Raw genomic sequence first — 19,244 nt, 5'->3', positions numbered from 1 at the left:
GCGCTTCACTTCCGCCCCATGAGACGACGCCCAGTCATGAGCACGCTCAGCGCCCTGGCACTCGCCGCCGGCGCGCTCCTCACCGGCCCGCCGGCCGCCACCGCCGGGCAACACCCGCAGCGCCGGCGGAGTTCGGCACCGACTGGCACGACCCCGTCACCGCGGCGCCCCCGGTGCACCGGCCTCGCGGGGTACCGTCCTGCGAGGTCACCGTCGCCCGCGCGCAGTTCCGCGACTTCACCCCCTACCGTGGCGCCTACACGCCACCGGAAGGGTGCGGCGACCGCTGGAGCGCGGTCGTCCTCCGGCTCGACGGCCGCGTCCGGGGACGCCAGTACGACCGGCTCGGCCACCTGGCCCTCGGCGGAGTCGAAGTCCTGCGCACGTCCACGCCCCAACCGTCCCCCGACGGCATCACCTGGTCGGTGGAGAAGGACCTCACCCGCTACAGCGACACCCTGAGCCGGCCCCAGCCGGTGGAGATGCTCATCGGCAACGTCGTCGACGACACCCACACCGGCGTCATCGACGTCACCGTCACCCTCACCTTCCACGCCGCCGGCGCCGCCGCCCCCGATCCGTCGGCCGTGCCGGAACGCGTCCTCCCGCTCGCCGACGGGGGGTCCGTCACCACGCCGCGCAACACCGAACGGATCCTCGCCGAGGTGTACGCCACGGGCTCGGGCGGCGGTTGCGAGGAGTACTGGTACCTGGCCGCCCCCACCGGGGCCCCCTACGGATGCACCGCCGAGGGCGGCCCGAACCGCGAGGTCCGCGTCAGCGTCGACGGCCGGCTCGCCGGCATCGCCGCGCCCTTCCCGACGGTCTGGACGGGCGGTTGGTCCAACCCGTTCCTCTGGTACGTCGTCCCCGGCCCCCGCGCCTTCGACGTCCGGCCGGTCCTGTTCGACCTGACTCCGTTCGCCGCCCTCCTCAACGACGGCCGTCCGCACCGCGTCGAGGTGACGGTCGCCGGGGTGCCCGCCGGACGGCCCGGCTGGAGCACCCCGACCAACCTCCTGCTGTGGCGGGACGAGGGCCGCGCGGTCGTCACCGGCGCACTCACCCGCCACGAGGACGGCGGCGCCACCGGCACCTCCCGCCACACCCCCGGCGCCGAGCACCGCGTCGACACGAGCGCGGCCCACCGGCTCACGGTGGCCGGACACGTCGACACCTCCCGCGGCCGGATCGCCACCACCGTCACCCGCGCGCTCTCGCACACCTCCGTCCACCGCTGGGGCACCGACGAGAACCCCGACGCCCTCGACGCCGCCTGGACCGACCACGAGACGGTCACCGCGGGCGGCACGACCACCCGCGTCCGGCGCGCGTACACCATGGACGGCGCGACGACCGTCGGCGCCGGCGACCGGCTGCGGACGGTGCTGGCCCTCGGCGACCACGCCCACACCGTCACGGCCGGCGGCGGCCGGCCACCGTCCTGGTCGCGGCTGGACGACACGTACACCGGCGACGCGACGTACACGACGGGCGTCCCGCGCGACCGGCGCCGCGCGGTCGGCACGTCCGCCGAGCACTACCGGCTCCGCGGCTCCGCCGGCTGCCACGACCGCCTGCTGCGCACCGAGCAGGGGACGGTGACGCAGGACCGCAGGCGCTGCTGACCTCCCGCCACCGCCGGCCCTTCCGGCACCCCGCCGCCGGCCACGCCTCCGCCGGCCACCCCTCCGCCGGGCGCTACGCCTCCGCCGGGCGCTCCGAGTCCACGCCGGGCCGGGAGCGCCGCCACTCGCCGCGGGTGAAGTCCGGGAACGCCACGGGCGCTCCGTGGGCCCGGACGGAGGCGTGGCTCAGCGGCACCGGTGCCGTCCAGGTCGCGGCGTCGTACACGTCGAAGTCCGGCACCAGGCCCAGCCGCATGCACTGCGTCAGCCGGTACACCATGAGGTAGTCCATGCCGCCGTGCCCGCCCGGCGGGTCGGCGTGCTCCCGCCACAGCCAGTGCTCGAACTCCTCGGCGTAGGCGGAGAAGTCGCCCCACTGGTGGCCCTTGTGGTCCGGCTCCAGGTAGACGCGGGCCGGGTAGTCCTCGAACACCCCCCGGGTGCCGCCCAGGCTGTTGATCCGGCTGTACGGGTGCGGCGTGGACACGTCGTGCTCCAGCCGGATCACCCGGCCCTTCGCGGTCCGGAGCATGCTGACGGTGCGGTCGCTCCCGACGTACGACTCCTTCCAGCTGGGGTGGCCCGGCGGCACGTGGGCCGCCCGGTACTCGGCCAGCCCCCGGGCGGGCGTGCCGAAGCTGCTGATGGCGACCACCCGGTCGCCCCGGTTGACGTCCAGGTAGTTGGCGACGGGCCCGAGGCCGTGGTTCGGGTACAGGTCGCCACGCAGCCGGGTGTGCCACAGCCGCCGCCAGGGGCCCTCGTAGTACGTCGGGGAGAACAGCAGCTCGCGCAGGTCGTGGTTGTACGCGCCGGCGGCGTGCAGCAGCTCGCCGAACCTGCCCGCGTGCGCCATGCGCAGCACACGCGTCTCGTTCCTGCCATAGCAGCAGTTCTCCAGCTGCATGCAGTGGCGGCGCGTCCGCTCCGACAGGTCGACCAGGGCCCACAGCTCGTCCAGGGCCATCGCCGCGGGACACTCGACGCCGACGTGCTTGCCGTTCAGCAGGGCGGTCCGCGCCATCTCGAAGTGGAGCTCCCAGGGGGTGGCGACGTACACCAGGTCGACGTCGCCGCGCTCGCACAGGCGCGCGTAGGCGCCCTCGCCGTGCGCGTACACCGCCGGCGCGGGCTGCCCGGCCGCCACGACCTTGGCGGCTGCCCGGGCCGCCTTCTCCCGGACCGGGTCGCAGACGGCGGTGACCCGGGTGCCGGGGACGGCGAGGAACAGGTCGATCATGCTGTCGCCGCGGTTCCCGAGCCCGACGATGCCGACCCGTACGGTGCTGCGCCGCTCGAACGGCACCCCCGCCATCGTGGCGCCCTGGCGGGGCGGCGCCGCGGGCTCCGCCGGGGGGCCCGCCGCCGTCCGGCCGGCGGCGCGCGGGGCGGCCGCCGCGGCCGGTGCGCCGCCGAGGGCGGTCAGACCGAGGCCGGCGCCCGCGGCGCCCGCCGTGGTCCGCAGCACGCCGCGGCGCGAGGGCGCGGCGGGGGGCCGGGGGGCGTCGGGCGCCGCGTCGCCGCCGGGAACCGACTCGCTCATGGAACCTCCAGTACATGACGTGCACGGCTGGGTTCACCTGTCCCGGTAGGACCCTGGCCGCCCGGCCGGGGGTACGCAAGGGAGAGGATCGGCCTTCCGTGGCGCGTGCGCGCGCCGGGGAGCAGGACCGGCCGGATCCCGGCGGCCGCGCCGGTCCGGCCCGGCGCCCTGGGCGGCGGGTACGGCCGAGGACCCGCCAGGGCGGGCCCCTCTTCGGCTCTTTCGCGTCGGTGCCGGGGCGGAGGGCGAGGGGCGCGCGGCGAGTCAGCAGCGCCGCTCGGGCACCCCGTCGACCAGGGCGGACAGCAGCCCGCCGAGCACCTCGCGCTGCCTCGCGGTCAGGGGCGCGAGAACGTCCTCCGCGGCGGCCCGGCGCGCGCTCCTCAGCCGCCGCAGGGTGGCGCGGCCCTCGTCGGTCAGCTCGATCCTGATCACCCGGCGGTTGGCGGGGTCGGGCACGCGGCGCACCCGGCCGCTCGCCTCCAGGCCGTCGACCAGGCTCGTCACCGCCCGGGGCACGACCTCCAGCCGTTCGGCGAGGTCGGCCATGCGCGGCGGCGACTCGTAGTGCGCGACCGTCCGCAGGAGACGCGACTGGGCGGGGGTGATGCGGACGTCCACGGCCTCCAACTGCCTCTTCTGGCTGCGGTGGAGCCGGCGGGTGAGCCGCAGCAGCTGTTCGGCGAGGAGGCCGTCGGCGTCGGGTGCGTTCATAATCGGAAGGGTAGCAGGACCCTGTTCACTGTTACCTGTCCTCACAATGAGCTAAGCTCTCTATCGCAGGGGTGTCCCGTGGCCGCGGGACGCGACGACCTCCGAAGGAGCCATGCGTATCCACGCCGAGTCCACCTGGACGCCACCGCCCCCCGATCCGGACCAGCCGCCGGCGCAGATCCGGCGGATCCTCCGGCTCTTCCGGCCCTACCGGGGCCGCCTGGGCTTCGTGGGGCTGCTCGTCGGCGCCTCCTCCCTGGTGGGGGTCGCCTCGCCGTTCCTGCTGCGCGAGATCCTCGACACCGCCATCCCCCAGGGCCGCACGGGGCTCCTCACCCTCCTCGCGCTCGGCATGATCCTCACGGCGGTGGTGACCAGCGTCTTCGGCGTCCTCCAGACGCTGATCTCCACCACGGTCGGGCAGCGCGTCATGCACGACCTGCGCACCGCCGTGTACGCGCAGCTCCAGCGCATGCCCCTCGCCTTCTTCACCCGCACGCGCACCGGCGAGGTGCAGTCCCGCATCGCGAACGACATCGGCGGCATGCAGGCCACGGTCACGTCGACCGCGACCTCCCTCGTCTCCAACGTCACCGCCGTCATCGCGACGATCGTCGCGATGCTCGCGCTGGACTGGCGGCTGACGGTCGTCTCGCTCCTGCTGCTGCCGGTCTTCGTGTGGATCAGCCGCCGGGTGGGCCGCGAGCGCAAGGCGATCACCACGCAGCGGCAGAAGCAGATGGCCGCGATGGCGGCGACGGTCACCGAGTCGCTCTCCGTCAGCGGCATCCTGCTGGGCCGCACGATGGGCCGGGCGGACTCCCTGACCCGCTCCTTCGCCGACGAGTCCGAGCGCCTGGTCGACCTGGAGGTCCGCTCCTCGATGGCCGGCCGGTGGCGGATGGCGACCATCACCATCGTCATGGCCGCCATGCCCGCCCTGCTGTACTGGGCGGCCGGGCTGGCCCTGCGGGCCGGCGGGCCGGCGATCTCCATCGGCACGCTCGTCGCCTTCGTCACCCTCCAGCAGGGGCTCCTGCGCCCCGCCGTCAGCCTGCTCTCCACCGGTGTGCAGATCCAGACCTCGCTCGCGCTCTTCCAGCGGATCTTCGAGTACCTGGACCTTCCGGTCGACATCACCGAGACCGAGCGGCCCGTGCGCCTGGAGCGGATCCGCGGCGAGATCCGCTTCGAGGACGTCGCCTTCCACTACGACGCGGGCGACGAGAAGAGCGGCCCCACGCTCGACGGCATCGACATCACCGTCCCCGCGGGCAGCAGCCTCGCCGTCGTCGGCGCCACCGGCTCCGGCAAGTCCACCCTGAGCTACCTGGTGCCCCGGCTCTACGACGTCACCGGCGGCCGCGTCACGCTCGACGGCGTCGACGTGCGCGAGCTCGACTTCGACACCCTCGCCCGGGGTGTGGGCGTCGTCTCCCAGGAGACGTACCTCTTCCACGCGTCCGTCGCCGACAACCTCCGCTTCGCCCGGCCGGACGCCTCGGACGCCGAGATCGAGGCCGCGGCCAGGGCCGCGCAGATCCACGACCACATCGCCTCGCTGCCCGACGGCTACGACACCCTCGTCGGCGAGCGCGGCTACCGGTTCTCCGGCGGCGAGAAGCAGCGCCTGGCCATCGCCCGGACGATCCTGCGCGACCCACCCGTCCTCATCCTCGACGAGGCGACCAGCGCCCTGGACACGCGGACCGAACAGGCCGTGCAGCGCGCGATCGACGCCCTCTCCGCCGGGCGGACCACCATCACCATCGCGCACCGGCTCTCCACGGTCCGGGCCGCCGACCAGATCGTCGTCCTCGACGCCGGCCGCATCGTCGAGCGCGGCAGCCACGCCGAACTCCTCGCCAGGGGCGGCCGGTACGCCGCGCTGGTGCACGGCGACACCCGCATGGACGCGGACGACACGGGCAGCGCGGGCGGAGCGCACACGGCGACGCCGCCGCTCCCCTGGGACGGGGGAGCGGCGGCGCCGGACGGAGCGAGCGTCAGACCAGCCAGCCCACGAAGTGGAGGACACCGGCGAGCAGGTTGGTGATGAGGTTCATGGGGTGGGACTCCTTGTACGTCGTGCATGTGTGTGGGACACGCGCCCTCGCGGTCTGCAGCCCGTCGCTTGCGCACCGTAAGGATCCTGCGACGCATCCGTACGGAGCAACGGCTTCCGGCGCCGACCACACGTTCCGGCGAACACCCGCTCCCGCGTTCGTTTGTTCGGGCGCTCGGGGCGGAGGACGCGAGGTGGTATATGCGTAATTTGTGATGACCTGCGGGTTAGCGTGCCCGCATGAGGTTCCCGATCCCGAGGAAGCCGCGCGGGCACCGGCGGCCCCGCCTGACCCGCCGCGGCCGACTGGTCCTGATCACCGGTGTGCTCGCCCTCGTCGCGGCGGGCACCCTGGTTCCCCTGCTCCTCATGCGCGAGCCCGCCACGCCGCCGCCCGAACAGCCCCGGTCCCTGCTCGTCCCCGAGGGCTGGCGCTCCACGCAGGTCTACGAGGCGGTCGACAAAGCCCTCGGCGTGCCGCCCGGCACCACCCGGACCACGGCCGCCTCACCGGGGCTCGGCCTGCCCGCCGCCGCCGGGGGGAACCCCGAGGGGTTCCTCTTCCCGGCCACGTACCCGATCGTGGACGCCACCACGCCCCGCGGCCTCCTGCGCTACATGATCGACACAGCGGGGGAGCGGTTCGGGACCCCCCGCGTCACGCAGGGCTCCCAGCGCAACAGTCTCACCCTCTACGAGACGGTGACCATCGCCAGCATCGTGCAGGCCGAGGCCGACACCGAGGAGGACATGGGCAAGGTGGCGAGGGTGATCCACAACCGGCTCGCCCGGGGCATGCCGCTGCAGATGGACTCGACGCTCAACTACGCCCTCGGCCGCTCCACGCTCGACACCTCGCACGCCGACACCCGCCTCGACAGCCCGTACAACACCTACGCCGGCACGGGCCTGCCGCCCACACCGATCGGCAACCCCGGCGAGCAGGCCGTGCACGCCGCGATCGACCCGCCGCCCGGCGACTGGCTGTACTTCGTGACCGTCCGCCCCGGGGACACCCGCTTCACCGACGACTACGCCGAACAGCTGCGGAACGTCGAGGAGTTCAACGCCCACCGCCGCACCGCCACCCCCTGACGCTCACCCACCCGCACCCGCACCCGCAGTCGCACCCGCCCGCCCCGCACCGACGAACGCGCCGCCCACTCCGGCCCCGCCGCCCACCCCCGCCCCGCCGGCCGGCCGCTCCAGCAGCCGCCTGACGTCCCGGACGGCGGCACGCCCGGCGCGGTTCGCCCCGACGGTCGACGCCGACGGCCCGTACCCGACCAGGTGGACGCGCGGGTCACGCACGGCCCGGGTGCCGTCCAGCCGTATCCCGCCGCCCGGCTCGCGCAGCCGCAGCGGCGCGAGGTGGTCGACGGCCGCCCGGAAGCCGGTCGCCCACAAGATCACGTCCGCGTCCACCGCCCGCCCCGCCGGCCACCGAGCACCCTCGCCGCCGGCCGGCGCGGGGTCCCACGCCACACCCGTCGGGGTGACCCGGTCGAACATCGGCAGCCGCTCCAGGACGCCCCGCTCACGCGCCGCACGGACCGCGTCGGTCAGCGGCAGCCCGGTCACGCTCACCACGCTGCGCGGCGCCAGCCCCCGCCGCACCCGCTCCTCCACCAGGGCGACCGCCGCCCGCCCCTCCGCCTCGCCGAAGGGCCCTTCGCGGAAGACCGGCTCGCTTCGCGTCACCCAGGTCGTCTCCGCCGCCACGTCCGCGATCTCCATGAGGTGCTGGGTGCCGGAAGCCCCGCCGCCGACCACGACGACCCGCCGCCCGGCGAACGGCTCGGGCCCCGGATAGTCCGCCGTGTGCAGCTGCCGCCCCAGGAACGTCTCCTGCCCCGGGTAGCGCGGCCAGAACGGGCGGTCCCAGGTGCCCGTGGCGTTGATCAGCGCCCGCGCCGCGTACACGCCCTCGGACGTCTCGACGCGCAGCCGGCCGTCCCCGCCCTCCCGCACCGCCACCACCCGCACGGGCCGGCGCACGCGCAGGGCGAACGCCTCCTCGTACCGGGCGAAGTACTCCCCGATCACCTCGGCGGACGGGCGCGTCGCGTCGGCCCCGGTCAACTCCATGCCGGGCAGCGCGTGCATCCCGTGCACCTTGCCGTACGTCAGCGACGGCCACCGGAACTGCCAGGCCCCGCCCGGCCGCGGCGCCTGGTCGAGCACGACCACGTCACGGCCCGGCTCGTACCCGGCGCGCCGCAGGTGGTAGGCGGCCGACAGCCCCGCCTGCCCGGCCCCCACGACGACCACGTCCACGTCCCGCACACCCTGCGCCTCGAAACCGTTCACATCTCAACCAACCAGCCGGAGTCGGAGGATCTTCCCCGGCCGCGCAGCGGGCACCATGGAGGCATGAGCGACGCATTCACCACCCGAACGCTGCGGATCGCCACCGGACACCGCGAGGTGGTCCACGACCTGACGGAGGACTGCGCGTCCTTCCTGGACGAGGTCGCGGCCGGCCGCGACGGCCTGCTGAACGTCTTCACGCCCCACGCCACGACCGGCGTGGCGATCCTGGAGACGGGCTCCGGCAGCGACGACGACCTGCTGGCCGCCCTGCACACCCTGCTGCCCGCCGACGACCGCTGGCAGCACCGCCACGGCAGCCCCGGCCACGGCCGCGACCACGTCCTGCCCGCCCTGGTCCCGCCGCACGCGACCCTCCCGGTGATCGACGGCCGCATCGCACTGGGCACCTGGCAGTCGGTCTGCCTGGTCGACACGAACGTCGATAATCCCAACCGTGAGGTGCGGTTGAGCTTCCTCGGGGTAGGACGCTGACTCGGTGCGGACTGTGGACGGCAAGTCCAACAGCACCAACTGCCCTGAAGCCGGCGTGATGGGCTGGGAACGCCTGCCACCTCATGCCGAGCGGATGCTTCAGCCGTGGTGGTCACTCCACGAGGTGATGGCCACGGCTGGACCGGCGTGCTTCGCCATCCAGATGGGCTGGGGTTGTCCTGACGGAGATCGGCGGACCGAATCGCGATAATGCGGAGCGTCAGGCCCGGCTGTCCTTTCTCGGTACCGCAGGACTGTAGGCGGGATCCGCGACCGCACCAGCTGAACGTCCCGGTCGGGTCGGGTGCAGTGGCGGAGCCTCCCGTTCGGGATCCGCCACCACGAGCGAGGTGCCAGCCTCCACCGGGGCGCTTGCGGCATCACGCCATCGTGAACAGGGGCTACCCCCTCGTCATCCCGGACACCCAGGGGCAGTGCGCCGCCTTCGCCGCGGGACCTGAGTACGGAACGGACACCCTGGACTCGATCTGTGCCGTGACCAGGTCCGCGGAGACGGGGCTGAGCGACAACTCCAGGTTCGGTCTCATGGGTTACTCGGGCGGCGCCGACGCCACGAACCGGGCGGACGCGCTGGCACCGTCGTACGCGCCCGACGTGAACCGAAAGCTGTCGGCTTCGCCGAGGGCGGCCTGCGCGTGACCCCGGTGCACGACCTGAAGTACGCGGACGGCTCCCTCTCGTGGTCGGGCGCCATTGCGATGGCCACCATCGGCGTCTCCCGCTCCTTCGACATCGACGTCAAGCCCTACCCGCACAGCTACGGCCTGACGGTGTACGCGGAGCTGGGGAAGGGCTCCATCGTCGATGCCCTCGGCCACTATCCGGTCGCAGGCGACGCGCGCACTCGCGCGGCAGTATTGCGCCACCGGCAACTCCGCCATCACGTACCGGCAGCACGAGCTTGCTCAGCCACGTGGGCGTGCCCGTCGTCTGGGCCCCTGCCGCGATGGACTGGCTCGTCGACCGCTTCGCGGGGCGGACGGCTCCGTCCGACTGCGGCCGCATCCCGAAGGCGACTCACTGGCACCGGAGGAGCCGACGCCGCTGTCCTGACCCGTGTCCTCTGCCGCGCGGATCCGCGCGGCAGGACCCGGTGAGGCAGCCGGACACGACGGCGCGCCGAGCGGCAGACACGAGTCATCGCCCGTCAATCAGGCGGCGGGACGAGCTCTCCGCGCAGCCGCCTGGTACGGAGCACCAGCTCCAGCTCGAAGCGGCGGTCCGGGTCGTCCAGGTCGTCGCCCCACAACTCACGGAGCTGTCTCAGCCGGTAGCGCACGGTCTGCGGGTGGACCCCCAGCCGGGCGGCCACCTCCGGGGCGCCCCCGCGCGTTTCCAGCCAGGCAAGCAGCGTCTCGGCGAGGCGGTGCGCGTGTGCCGGACCACCGGACTCGTCCAGCTGCGCCAGCCTCCGCCGGGCAAGATCGTCGATCAACTCACTCGCGGGCAGCAGCACCAGGGCTTCGACGTGCTCGCCGCAGGGCAGCAGCCGCCCTCGCGGCAGCAGGCCCTGCTCGACCATCCTGACGGCGGCCTCCGCCCACCGCAGCGACGTGACGGCCTCCGCCACGGGAACCGACGGGCCGATCGCACCGGACCAGCCGGCGACCGCCCGGTCCAACAGCTCCGCGCGTCCGGGGGCGTCCGGCTCCGGTACGACGAGGCGCGGCCGCTCGCCCTCCATGTCGACCAGCACCTCCTCTCCCACGGCAGGGGCGACAGCCTCCGCGGCGGGGCGCAGCAGCACGGCCACCGCCACCTTCTCGGGCAGCTGCCAGCCCACGTCGGCCGCGCGGTCGGCGAGGAAGGCGGACGGATCCGAGCGGTGCTCGGCGAGCAGGAGATCGACGAGAAGACGTTGCAGACGCAGCCGCTCCCCGGCCTGGCGGGCGATGGCTTCCGCGTAGCCGCGTACCGACTGGGCCACCATCACGTCGAGGTACTCGAAAGCGGACTCGGCGAGCTCGTACATGGCCGAGGACGGAATCTCGGCCTGCTGGCCGATCTCCGCCATGCGCCGCCAGGAAAGGCGCACGCCCAGCCGGTAGATCCCCTGCAGGGAGTCCAGGCTGCGCCCGTGAGCGACCTCACCGCGACCGAAGTCCCGGAACACCTCGGGAATTTCGCTCGGCCGGTCCGAGCCCCTGGTCATCTGCTCCACGAAGAGCTCCAGCGCGTGCCGGATCGCCACCAGGGCCTTCGGCTCTCCGGAGTCGTCGACGGTGAACATGAGGCCCGGGTACTCCCGCCGGATCGCGGCGAGGATGTCCTGTGCCAGCTCCGGGACCTGCTCCAGGGCCCGGTCGGCGAACTGCTGAATCCGTTCTTGTGGCACGTCGCGCCACGCTGACGAGGCTTCCAAACCACCGCTCCTGGATGTCCGTCTTCATGAGCTCGGTCAGCCGGGCCCGCACAGGCACAAACTAGTCCGCGCCAGGGCCAGGTGTGCTGGAGGGCCGTTGGGTGGGCGGGTCGGGGAATGTGACGAGCGGCACATTCTGCTGCTCCGGTGCGGCGTCGAGAGCGGCGACGATGCCGAAGGCGGCGCCTGTGGCCAGAGTGGCGGCGGCGACGCAGGTCAGGAGGGCGGCGAGCAGTCTGGACATGAGGATGATCGGCCTCTCAGTCGATGAGGTCTGTCACCCAGCGCGCCGGCCCGGTCCGGCGCGGTCAGTATGCGAGGCGCATTGACAGGTGGTCAAGCTCCACCTAGCTTCGCCGTTCACAGCACTGTTACTGCCGGGTAAGTCGCTCATCGCTCCGGACAGGCTGTGATCCGTGCGCGCGGCCCGTCCCGCACCGCCCTGAACTCCCGCATCTCGCGTCCGTATCGGAGTACCAGCATGCGTCGTTCAATATCACCTTTGTCCCTGATTCTGCTGGGTGCCGGCGTCTTCCTGCTGGTGTTCACCCAACTGCTCGCCTGGTACGTGGAGCCGCGCGCCAAACGCACGCCGACGGATACGGTCTCCACGACGGTCTTCGAAGGCCGGGGCCGCTACTTCGACACCGGGTCCGTTTCCACGGTGGACGACCAGACGATCACGATCACCCGCCGGGTAGTGGGGGACGTCGCCGCCGGTGAGCGCAGCGGAAACGCGGTCTGGGACGTGTCGACCCAGATCGACACGCCGAAGACGCTGCCGCTGGCCGACCCGCGGAAATCCCTGCAGTGGACCACCGAACGCTGGGTGACCGACCGCCGGACGAACCTCCCGGTGCACTGCTGCGAGGAGAAGCCCGGGTTCGAGGGTGAGGCGTACCTGAAGTTCCCGTTCGATGTCGAGAGGCGTACGTACGCCTGGTGGGACAGCAGTCTCGGTGCCACTGTGCCGCTGGCGTTCGACAAGGCCACCAGGATCGACGGGCACGACGGCTACCGCTTCGTCGGCGCCGTCGAGGCCACCGCGACGGGCACCCGGCTGGTACCCGGAGTGCTGGTGGGCAGTAAGGAGCCGGGGCAGGTGCTGGCCGAGGAGTGGTACTCCAACGCGAGGATCGAGCTGACCGTGGACCCCCGAACGGGGCGGATCATGAACGCGGTGATCGCGCCGACGAAGACGCTGAGGGCCCCGGGTTCGAAGAAGGACGCGGTCACCCTGCTGTCCAGCGAGCGGCTGGCGTTCACCGAGGCGACCCGGCGTGAGCAGGTGAAGCTGGCCTCCGAGGACAGCGGCCGACTGGAGCTGCTCGGCGAGACCGCGCCCCGGGCGGGCGGGCTCGCGGGAGGTCTGCTGGTCGCCGCGGGCGCGGTGCTGCTGACGCGGGGCCGCCGACAGTCGAACACTCAGATGAGTGATGAAACAGGGTCTGCCGATCGGCCCGAACTTGTCACCGGCGTGAGTAGCCGGACGAATGGCTTGAACGAACACTGACGTTACCCCTCAGTAAGACCAGTGTTTCCCGGTGGTACCGGCTCTCACCCCAGGGTCTCCCGCCGTACTGGTGTCGGACAGGACACCATCACGTCCAGGTCCGGCACCGCAGCACCCGCTGCACCCGCGACCTGCCGTACCCCGCGCCCCGCTGTACCCGCACACCGAGCCAGCCCAGCGCTTCGTCCCGGAAGCCCGGCCGTCCCCCACCCGCCTGCGTCCCGCAGCCCCCGAGTTGGAGCACCTCTATGCCCCAGCGCGCGTCCGCCCTGGCCTCCGGCCAGAAGGACTCCCTCTCTCTTCCCGCTCAAGCCCTCACCGGTTCCCTTCCCGCTCAAGCCCCCCAGGCGCCTCTGCCGCGCCGGATCACCTTCCTCGCCCGCCGCGACGTGGCCAACCGTGCCGCCGGTGGCTCGGAACTGCTCATCGACCGGATCGCCGACGGTCTGACCGCCGGCGGCCACGAGGTCACGCTCGTATGCGGCGGCCCTGCCGCCGCACGCGACTACCGGGTGGTCTCCGCGGGGGGTGACGCAGTTCACTTCCTGCGCGCCAGGGGGACCTTCGCCCGCGAGGTCGGCGACTGCGACCTGCTGGTCGAGGTGTGCAACGGCATGCCGTACCTGGCGCCGCTGTGGCACCGCGGACCGACGCTGTGCCTGGTCAACCACGTGCACACGGATCTTTGGCAGATGCGCTACCCGGGCCCGGCGGCACGGCTGGGACGCAGGCTGGAGCACTGGGCACTGGCAGGCACGCACCGCGACAACCTGATGGTGGCCGTCTCCCAGTCCACCGCCTCCGAGCTGCGCGGCATCGGCGTGGCCGCGGACCGCATCCGGATCGTCCACAACGGTGTCGAGGACCCCGGCCCGCCGCTCCCCGAGGCGAAGGAGCCGCTGTTCCTGGCAGTCGGCCGACTGGTCGAGTACAAGCGCATCGACCTGCTCCTCAGGCTGTGGGAGCGAGTCCGCCCCGTCACCGGCGGCCGGCTCGTCATCGTGGGCGACGGCCCCGAGCGGGAGCGGCTCGAAGCCATGGCCGGCCCCGCCGTGACGTTCGCCGGTCGGGTGTCGGAGGCCGAGAAGCACCGGCTGATGTGCGAGGCGTGGCTCCTGCTGCACCCTTCCCTCGTCGAGGGCTGGGGTCTGGTCGTCACCGAGGCGGCCGCCCGGGGCACCCCGGCGATCGGTTTCGACATACCCGGCCTGTGCGACTCCATCGAGGGCGGTCGGACCGGGGTGCTCGCCCGGGGCGAGAGTTCGTTCGCCGCCGCGTGGTGCGCCCTGTCCCTCAGTACCGAACGGCGCGCCGCCATGGGCCGTGCCGCCGCGCAGCGCGCCACCCGCTTCCGCTGGACCGCGACGGTCCGTCAGTTCCAGGACGTCGCCGCCGAGGCCGTGGCCCGCGCCGCCCTCCGGGGACGCGGCAGGAGCGGCCATGGCTGAGATCGCCGAACGTGGATTCAGGGATCCGTCGCTGAGACGGTCGGCCGCCCTCTTCCGGGCGTTCATGCGCGAACCCAGCGACCCTGAGCGGTGCTACACCCTGCTGGCCCGCGACTCGGTCGCACAGGTGGCACGTCATGTGGACCTGGCCGGCAGGATCGTCGTCGACGTCGGCGGCGGCAGCGGCCACTTCACCGAGGAGTTCCGCCGCCGTGGCGCGCAGAGCTACCTCTTCGAGCCCGACCTGCGGGAGCTGAGCGCCCGCGGCCCGGTCACCGAGGACGCGGTGGTCGCCGACGGATATCTGCTGCCGCTCGCCGACGGGGCGGCGGACGTCTGCTTCTCGTCCAATGTGCTGGAGCACGTGTCGGATCCGCAGACCTTCATCAGCGAGATGGCACGGGTCACCCGCCCCGGCGGACTGATCTACCTGTCGTTCACCAACTGGCTCTCCCCCTGGGGAGGTCACGAGACCGCGCCGTGGCACTACCTCGGGGCCGACCGGGCCCGCGAACGCTACGAACGGCGCACCGGCCGCCAGGCAAAGCACACGCTCGGCGAGAACCTCTTCCCCGTCCACATCGGCCCCACCCTTCGGCACGTCCGTGCCCGCGACGACGTGCAGGTCGTCACGGCGCGCTCCCGTTACTGGCCGTTCCTCGCGAGCACGATCACCCGGGTGCCGGGACTCCGCGAGATCGCCACCTGGAATCTGCTGCTGATTCTCAGGCGAAGCCCATGAGCATGCGAAGCGAGGAACGGTCATGACCACCACGGTCCAGGCGCCCACCTGGGTGCCGCAACCCGGCCCGACGCCGTCGCAGGCGTCCGGCGAACCGCGCGGACGACGCCTGCTGTTCGGCTTCTGGGCCGTCGTGCTGGTGTCGTTCCTCGCGGTGTCACCGGGGAAGATGACGTTCGAGACCAAACTCGGCGTCGCCCTGGACCCCTGGCGCTTCATCGGCGACCTCGGCTCGCTGTGGAACGGCAACGTGGGCCTCGGCGGCATAGCCAACCAGTACGTCGGCTACGCCTTCCCGGCACTGCCCTACTACGCGCTCATGGACCTCCTCCAGGTGCCGGTGTGGCTGGCCGAACGGCTCTGGCTGTCGATCATCGTGACCGCCGCCTTCTGGGGCGTGCTCCGGCTCGCCGAACGGCTGGGCGTGGGGACGCCCGCGTCGCGGGTCCTCGGTGCCGTCGTCTACGCGCTGTGGCCCACCTTCACGATCGTCATCGGATCCACCTCCGCCGCCGCGCTGCCCGGTGCCATGCTGCCGTGGGTGCTGCTGCCGCTGACATCGGCGAAGGCGAGCCCCCGGACGGCCGCCGCGCGCTCGGCCCTGCTGATCCCCTTCATGGGCGGCGTCAACGCCGCCTCGACGCTGGCGGCGCTGCTGCCCGTGGGCCTGTACCTGCTCAGCCGCCCGCCCGGCCGGCGCCGGCGGGCGCTGCTCGGCTGGTGGATACCGGGCGTCGTCCTGGCCACCGTGTGGTGGGTGGTGCCGCTGCTGCTGCTCGGCATGTACGGCGAGGACTTCATGCCGTACGTGGAGCAGGCCGACACCACCACCGCCACCATGTCCGCGACCGAGCTGCTGCGCGGCGCCGGCAACTGGGTGGCGTATCTGAACTTCGGTGAGGCTTGGCTGCCGGCCGGCTGGACCGTCGCGACCTCGGTCGTCACCGTTCTCGGTTCTGCGTTCGCCGCGGCCCTGGGCCTTGCGGGCCTGGCCCGGCGGGACCTGCCGGAGCGCCGCTGGCTGATGCTGACCGTCCTGGCCGTCGCCCTGGTCGCGCTCGCCGGGTACGGCGGAGCCTTCGGCGGTCCGGTTCACGGTGTCGTCCAGGACTGGCTGGACGGGCCGCTGAAGCCGTTCCGCAACATCTACAAGTTCCAGCCGGGCCTCGCCCTCGCGCTCGCCCTCGGACTGGCCCATCTGACAGCCGTGCTGTCCGAGAGCCGGGGGTCCCGCGCACTGCGCGGTCGCCGCGGGGTCTCCGCGCTCGTGGCGGTGCTGGTCCTGCCGGGTCTGGCGCTCCCGTACGTCAACGGCTCGATCCTGCAGCCCGGGGCGTTCACCAAGCTTCCCACCCACTGGGACAAGGCCGCCGACTGGCTCAAGGACAACGCCCCGAACAGCCGGGCACTGGTCGTACCGGCGACGGCGCACGGCATCCACACCTGGGGATCCCCCATCGACCAGCCCTTCGACGTGCTGGCCGAGACACCCTGGGCGCAGCGTGACTTCGTCCCCTTCGGTACTCCCGGCGCACGCCGCATGACGGACGCCGTCGAGCAGGCGCTGCTGTCGGGCTCCGAGGTTCCGGGCCTCCAGGCGTACCTGGCACGGGCCGGCATGCACGAGGTGGTCGTCCGCAACGATCTCGACCCCGACCAGATCGGCTACGTCCCGCCGCAGACGGTGAAGCGGACCCTGGAGTCGTCCGGCTACCGCAAGGTCACCGGGTTCGGCCCGCTGGTGACCGGCGGACGCATCGCCGCCGACACCCCGCTCCAGGTGCAGGGGCTCTACCCGCGGCTCCAGGCCGTGGAGATCTATCAGCCACAGGACCGCGACGCGCGGCCCGACAGGGTCGGCCTCTCGGCCGTGGCCGACACGGCCGTGGTCAGCGGCGGACCCGAGGCGCTGCTCCGGCTGTCCGCCGATCCCTCGATGACCGAGCGGCCGGCCGTACTGGCCGGGGACAGGCTTCCCGAGGGCCTCGTCGCACCGCTGAAGGCGGTCGCGGACGGGCTGCGTCGAGCCGACACCCGGTTCGGTCTGGTCAACAACAACACCTCGTACACGTACACCGCGAACGAGCGCAACCACTCCGGCAGCCTGCAGAACCCGGGTGAGAAGCCCAAGCAGATCCTGCCGTCTGAGGGCACCGATCACCAGACGACGGCGGTGCTGCGGGGCGCCAAGACCGTGACGGCCTCCAGCAGTGGCAACTGGCTGTTCCACCTGCCGCAGTACGACCCGGTGAACGCCTTCGACGGCAACCCGGACACCGCGTGGGCCGAGGGCAGTCCGGGCGAGCCGGCCGGACAGTGGCTCAGGGTGGAGTTCTCCCGGCCGACCGCCGTCCCGGCCTCCATCCGACTCACGCCCCTGCCGGGCGACTCGATGCGCGCGGCGCCCACGCGGGTGCGGATCGAGACCGACCGTGGTTCGGCCGACAGTCCCCTCCGGACGAACGGCCTGCCGCAGGCCGTCAAGGCTCCTGCCGGCGAGGCCTCCTGGATGAAGATCACCATCGTCGGCGCGCAGCAGGCGCGCCCGGGTCTCTCCGGGGTCGGATTCTCGGAGGTGTCGATCCCGGACGTGCAGGTGACGCGCATGCTGGCGCTGCCTGCCGACGCCGAGCGCACCGACGCGGCGGCGAGCGTGTACTCCCTGCACCGCGGCACCGACGCCGGCGGCCTGTCGCCCGTATCGGCCGAGGTGGGACTGCACCGGCGGTTCAGCACCGGGGAACCGGGCGAGTACGAGGTGTCGGCGCGAGCCGTCGCCGTGCCCGGAGCGGCGCTGGACGAACTGCTCGACCGTTCCGCCCCCGGATCGGAGAACCGGGTGACGGCCAAGGTCGACTCCATCAGCCCCAACGGCGCACAACTCGGCGCCCGCAACCTGGTGGACGGTGACCTGACGACCGCGTGGATCGCGGGTGACCGACCCGTCGTCCACTTGAACTGGCCCATGAAGAGGAAGATCGACGAGGTCATCCTCGCGCCGGCGGGCGGGGTGTCCACCCGGCCCGAGCAGGTGATGATCAGCTCGCCGCACGGCGCCGCGGTGGCCGACGTGGACGAGAACGGACGGGTCCGCTTCCCGGCGATCGAGACGAACCGGCTGGACATCACCATCAGCAGGGTCGCCCCGCTCACCCTCCACAACCCGGTGGCGAACGCGCAGTTGCAGCTGCCGGTCGGGCTGAGCGAGGTGCACGTTCCCGCACTCGCCGACCTGCGGGTGCCGCGCCCGAAGCCGTCCGCGCGCTTTTCGCTGCCGTGCGGCCAGGGGCCGGACCTCGCTGTGGGCGGTGTCCTGCACAAGACGAAGGCCTCCGGACTCGTCCGGGACCTCACCGAACGGCGCCCCGTCACCGTCGCCCTCTGCGCGGGGGAGGAGAAGGACGGCACCCTGGAACTTCCGCCCGGCGATCACGAGGTGGAGGCGGGTGACGCGGGCCCGCTGGCGGTCACCGACGTCACGCTGACCCGAGGCACTCCCGCGGAACTGGCCGGAGCAGCGGGTCGCGAGGCCACCGTGACCCGGTGGAACGACGACAGCCGGGCCGTGTCGGTGTCGGCCGGCTCCGGCGAGGCCACGTACCTGCGGACCTACGAGAACGCCAACGACGGCTGGAAGGCCACTCTGAACGGCACGGAGCTGAAGCCGGTACGCCTCGACGGCTGGCAGCAGGCGTGGGTGATCCCGGCCGGGGCGTCCGGCACGGTGACCATGGATTTCGAGCCCTCGGGGCCGTACCGGACAGCCCTGGTCGGCGGTGCGTTCGCGCTCCTCGCCCTGGTCGCCCTGGCCTTGGTGGGCCGTCGGCGCCACTACGGTGGGACGGGCGAGGAGCTGCCCGAACCGTCCCCACCGGGGATGCTGCTCGGAACGCTGGCGCTGACCGCGGTCGTCGCGGTGGCGGCGGGGCCCCTGGCCCTGGTCGTACCCGTACTCGCCGTGGCGGCACGGCTCCGGCCGACCGTGCTGGTGCCGACCGCGGCGGCGGCGATGGCCGGGGCGGGCCTTGTCGCGGCCTTCGGCGCCGGAGAGCCGGTCGCCAGTGGGGCTGGCTCGTTCAGCGCCTTGGCGCAGGTGCTCGCGTTGGTGGCCCTGTCCGCCGCGCTGGTGACGGCGGTCGGGCCGGCGTCCGTGGCCGCCAGGCGTGGGCATGACGACGGGCGAGGACATGACGACGGGCACGGAGACGACGACGATTCCGCCGCGCCGCAGACCGGACCGGTGGTCATCGCCGGCCCGCGAAGCGCCGGCGGCGGGCACCGGCCCGCGCCGCCCCTTCGGCGACCGGAAGGCGGTGGCCCCTCGTGAACGCGCCGTGGACCGCCGCCGGGAGGGGGACCGCGATCCCTCCCGCCAGGGTCCGGATTCCCTTTCCGACCGTCGA

13 protein-coding genes and 1 pseudogene are annotated in these 19,244 nt (G+C 72.9%); 9 read left to right on the top strand and 5 right to left on the bottom strand.

What is annotated here, in order from left to right; translation table 11 throughout:
• Positions 1 to 18: 18 nt before the first annotated feature.
• Positions 19 to 1,628, top strand: a pseudogene (locus tag LPA54_RS18325) (peptide-N4-asparagine amidase).
• Positions 1,629 to 1,701: 73 nt separating this feature from the next.
• Here the strand turns inward: LPA54_RS18325 and LPA54_RS18320 are convergent.
• Together LPA54_RS18320 and LPA54_RS18315 are read right to left on the bottom strand one after the other, a co-directional pair.
• Positions 1,702 to 3,171: a Gfo/Idh/MocA family protein gene (locus tag LPA54_RS18320; protein WP_228979037.1), complete on the bottom strand. Its 1,470-nt coding sequence runs from the start codon at positions 3,169 to 3,171 to the stop codon at positions 1,702 to 1,704.
• Positions 3,172 to 3,435: 264 nt separating this feature from the next.
• Entirely contained in the window at positions 3,436 to 3,885 is a 450-nt protein-coding gene (locus tag LPA54_RS18315) for a MarR family winged helix-turn-helix transcriptional regulator (RefSeq protein WP_228979036.1), read from the bottom strand.
• Between the two features lie 112 nt (positions 3,886 to 3,997).
• Between LPA54_RS18315 and LPA54_RS18310 the strand changes: the two genes are divergently transcribed.
• Both LPA54_RS18310 and mltG read left to right on the top strand, forming a co-directional pair.
• Positions 3,998 to 5,941: an ABC transporter ATP-binding protein gene (locus LPA54_RS18310; protein ID WP_228979034.1), complete on the top strand. Its 1,944-nt coding sequence runs from the start codon at positions 3,998 to 4,000 to the stop codon at positions 5,939 to 5,941.
• A 249-nt stretch (positions 5,942 to 6,190) separates the two neighbouring features.
• On the top strand, positions 6,191 to 7,045 hold the full coding sequence (mltG, locus tag LPA54_RS18305) for an endolytic transglycosylase MltG (RefSeq protein WP_228979032.1): 855 nt from the start codon (positions 6,191 to 6,193) through the stop codon (positions 7,043 to 7,045).
• 3 nt (positions 7,046 to 7,048) lie between these two features.
• On the opposite strand, the gene LPA54_RS18300 is transcribed toward mltG, so the two are convergent.
• Entirely contained in the window at positions 7,049 to 8,260 is a 1,212-nt protein-coding gene (locus LPA54_RS18300; protein ID WP_228979030.1) for an FAD-dependent oxidoreductase, read from the bottom strand.
• A 63-nt stretch (positions 8,261 to 8,323) separates the two neighbouring features.
• Here LPA54_RS18300 and LPA54_RS18295 point away from each other — a divergent pair, with 63 nt between their 5' ends.
• Together LPA54_RS18295 and LPA54_RS42885 are read left to right on the top strand one after the other, a co-directional pair.
• A complete protein-coding gene (locus LPA54_RS18295) occupies positions 8,324 to 8,755 on the top strand; it encodes a secondary thiamine-phosphate synthase enzyme YjbQ (RefSeq protein ID WP_228979028.1) in 432 nt (143 codons plus the stop codon).
• A gap of 390 nt (positions 8,756 to 9,145) precedes the next feature.
• Complete coding sequence (locus LPA54_RS42885) at positions 9,146 to 9,415, top strand: lipase family protein (RefSeq protein WP_228979021.1); 270 nt, start codon at positions 9,146 to 9,148, stop codon at positions 9,413 to 9,415.
• 508 nt (positions 9,416 to 9,923) lie between these two features.
• Here LPA54_RS42885 and LPA54_RS18285 read toward each other — a convergent pair.
• Both LPA54_RS18285 and LPA54_RS18280 read right to left on the bottom strand, forming a co-directional pair.
• Positions 9,924 to 11,111: a helix-turn-helix domain-containing protein gene (locus tag LPA54_RS18285; RefSeq protein WP_228979020.1), complete on the bottom strand. Its 1,188-nt coding sequence runs from the start codon at positions 11,109 to 11,111 to the stop codon at positions 9,924 to 9,926.
• A gap of 88 nt (positions 11,112 to 11,199) precedes the next feature.
• On the bottom strand, positions 11,200 to 11,382 hold the full coding sequence (locus tag LPA54_RS18280) for a hypothetical protein (RefSeq protein WP_228979018.1): 183 nt from the start codon (positions 11,380 to 11,382) through the stop codon (positions 11,200 to 11,202).
• Positions 11,383 to 11,619: 237 nt separating this feature from the next.
• Between LPA54_RS18280 and LPA54_RS18275 the strand changes: the two genes are divergently transcribed.
• From LPA54_RS18275 to LPA54_RS18260, 4 genes are all read left to right on the top strand, one after another.
• On the top strand, positions 11,620 to 12,651 hold the full coding sequence (locus tag LPA54_RS18275; RefSeq protein WP_228979167.1) for a DUF3068 domain-containing protein: 1,032 nt from the start codon (positions 11,620 to 11,622) through the stop codon (positions 12,649 to 12,651).
• 248 nt (positions 12,652 to 12,899) lie between these two features.
• On the top strand, positions 12,900 to 14,099 hold the full coding sequence (locus LPA54_RS18270; protein ID WP_228979016.1) for a glycosyltransferase family 4 protein: 1,200 nt from the start codon (positions 12,900 to 12,902) through the stop codon (positions 14,097 to 14,099).
• Complete coding sequence (locus LPA54_RS18265; RefSeq protein WP_228979014.1) at positions 14,092 to 14,841, top strand: bifunctional 2-polyprenyl-6-hydroxyphenol methylase/3-demethylubiquinol 3-O-methyltransferase UbiG; 750 nt, start codon at positions 14,092 to 14,094, stop codon at positions 14,839 to 14,841. The genes LPA54_RS18270 and LPA54_RS18265 overlap by 8 nt, the downstream gene beginning before the upstream one ends.
• Before the next feature lie 22 nt (positions 14,842 to 14,863).
• Complete coding sequence (locus LPA54_RS18260) at positions 14,864 to 19,168, top strand: alpha-(1->3)-arabinofuranosyltransferase family protein (protein ID WP_228979013.1); 4,305 nt, start codon at positions 14,864 to 14,866, stop codon at positions 19,166 to 19,168.
• The last annotated feature ends 76 nt before the right edge of the window (positions 19,169 to 19,244 follow it).

The organism is Streptomyces sp. DH12, from assembly GCF_020873895.1.
GTDB lineage: Bacteria > Actinomycetota > Actinomycetes > Streptomycetales > Streptomycetaceae > Streptomyces.
This window is presented reverse-complemented; position numbering and strand designations above follow the sequence as displayed.

What these genes read in the sequence shown, in the direction of transcription:
- LPA54_RS18320 (WP_228979037.1), bottom strand. Translation starts at nt 3,171, where the DNA reads ATGAGCGAGTCGGTTCCCGGCGGCGACGCGGCGCCCGACGCCCCCCGG.
- LPA54_RS18315 (WP_228979036.1), bottom strand. Translation starts at nt 3,885, where the DNA reads ATGAACGCACCCGACGCCGACGGCCTCCTCGCCGAACAGCTGCTGCGG.
- LPA54_RS18310 (WP_228979034.1), top strand. Translation starts at nt 3,998, where the DNA reads ATGCGTATCCACGCCGAGTCCACCTGGACGCCACCGCCCCCCGATCCG.
- mltG (WP_228979032.1), top strand. Translation starts at nt 6,191, where the DNA reads ATGAGGTTCCCGATCCCGAGGAAGCCGCGCGGGCACCGGCGGCCCCGC.
- LPA54_RS18295 (WP_228979028.1), top strand. Translation starts at nt 8,324, where the DNA reads ATGAGCGACGCATTCACCACCCGAACGCTGCGGATCGCCACCGGACAC.
- LPA54_RS18280 (WP_228979018.1), bottom strand. Translation starts at nt 11,382, where the DNA reads ATGTCCAGACTGCTCGCCGCCCTCCTGACCTGCGTCGCCGCCGCCACT.
- LPA54_RS18275 (WP_228979167.1), top strand. Translation starts at nt 11,620, where the DNA reads ATGCGTCGTTCAATATCACCTTTGTCCCTGATTCTGCTGGGTGCCGGC.
- LPA54_RS18270 (WP_228979016.1), top strand. Translation starts at nt 12,900, where the DNA reads ATGCCCCAGCGCGCGTCCGCCCTGGCCTCCGGCCAGAAGGACTCCCTC.
- LPA54_RS18265 (WP_228979014.1), top strand. Translation starts at nt 14,092, where the DNA reads ATGGCTGAGATCGCCGAACGTGGATTCAGGGATCCGTCGCTGAGACGG.
- LPA54_RS18260 (WP_228979013.1), top strand. Translation starts at nt 14,864, where the DNA reads ATGACCACCACGGTCCAGGCGCCCACCTGGGTGCCGCAACCCGGCCCG.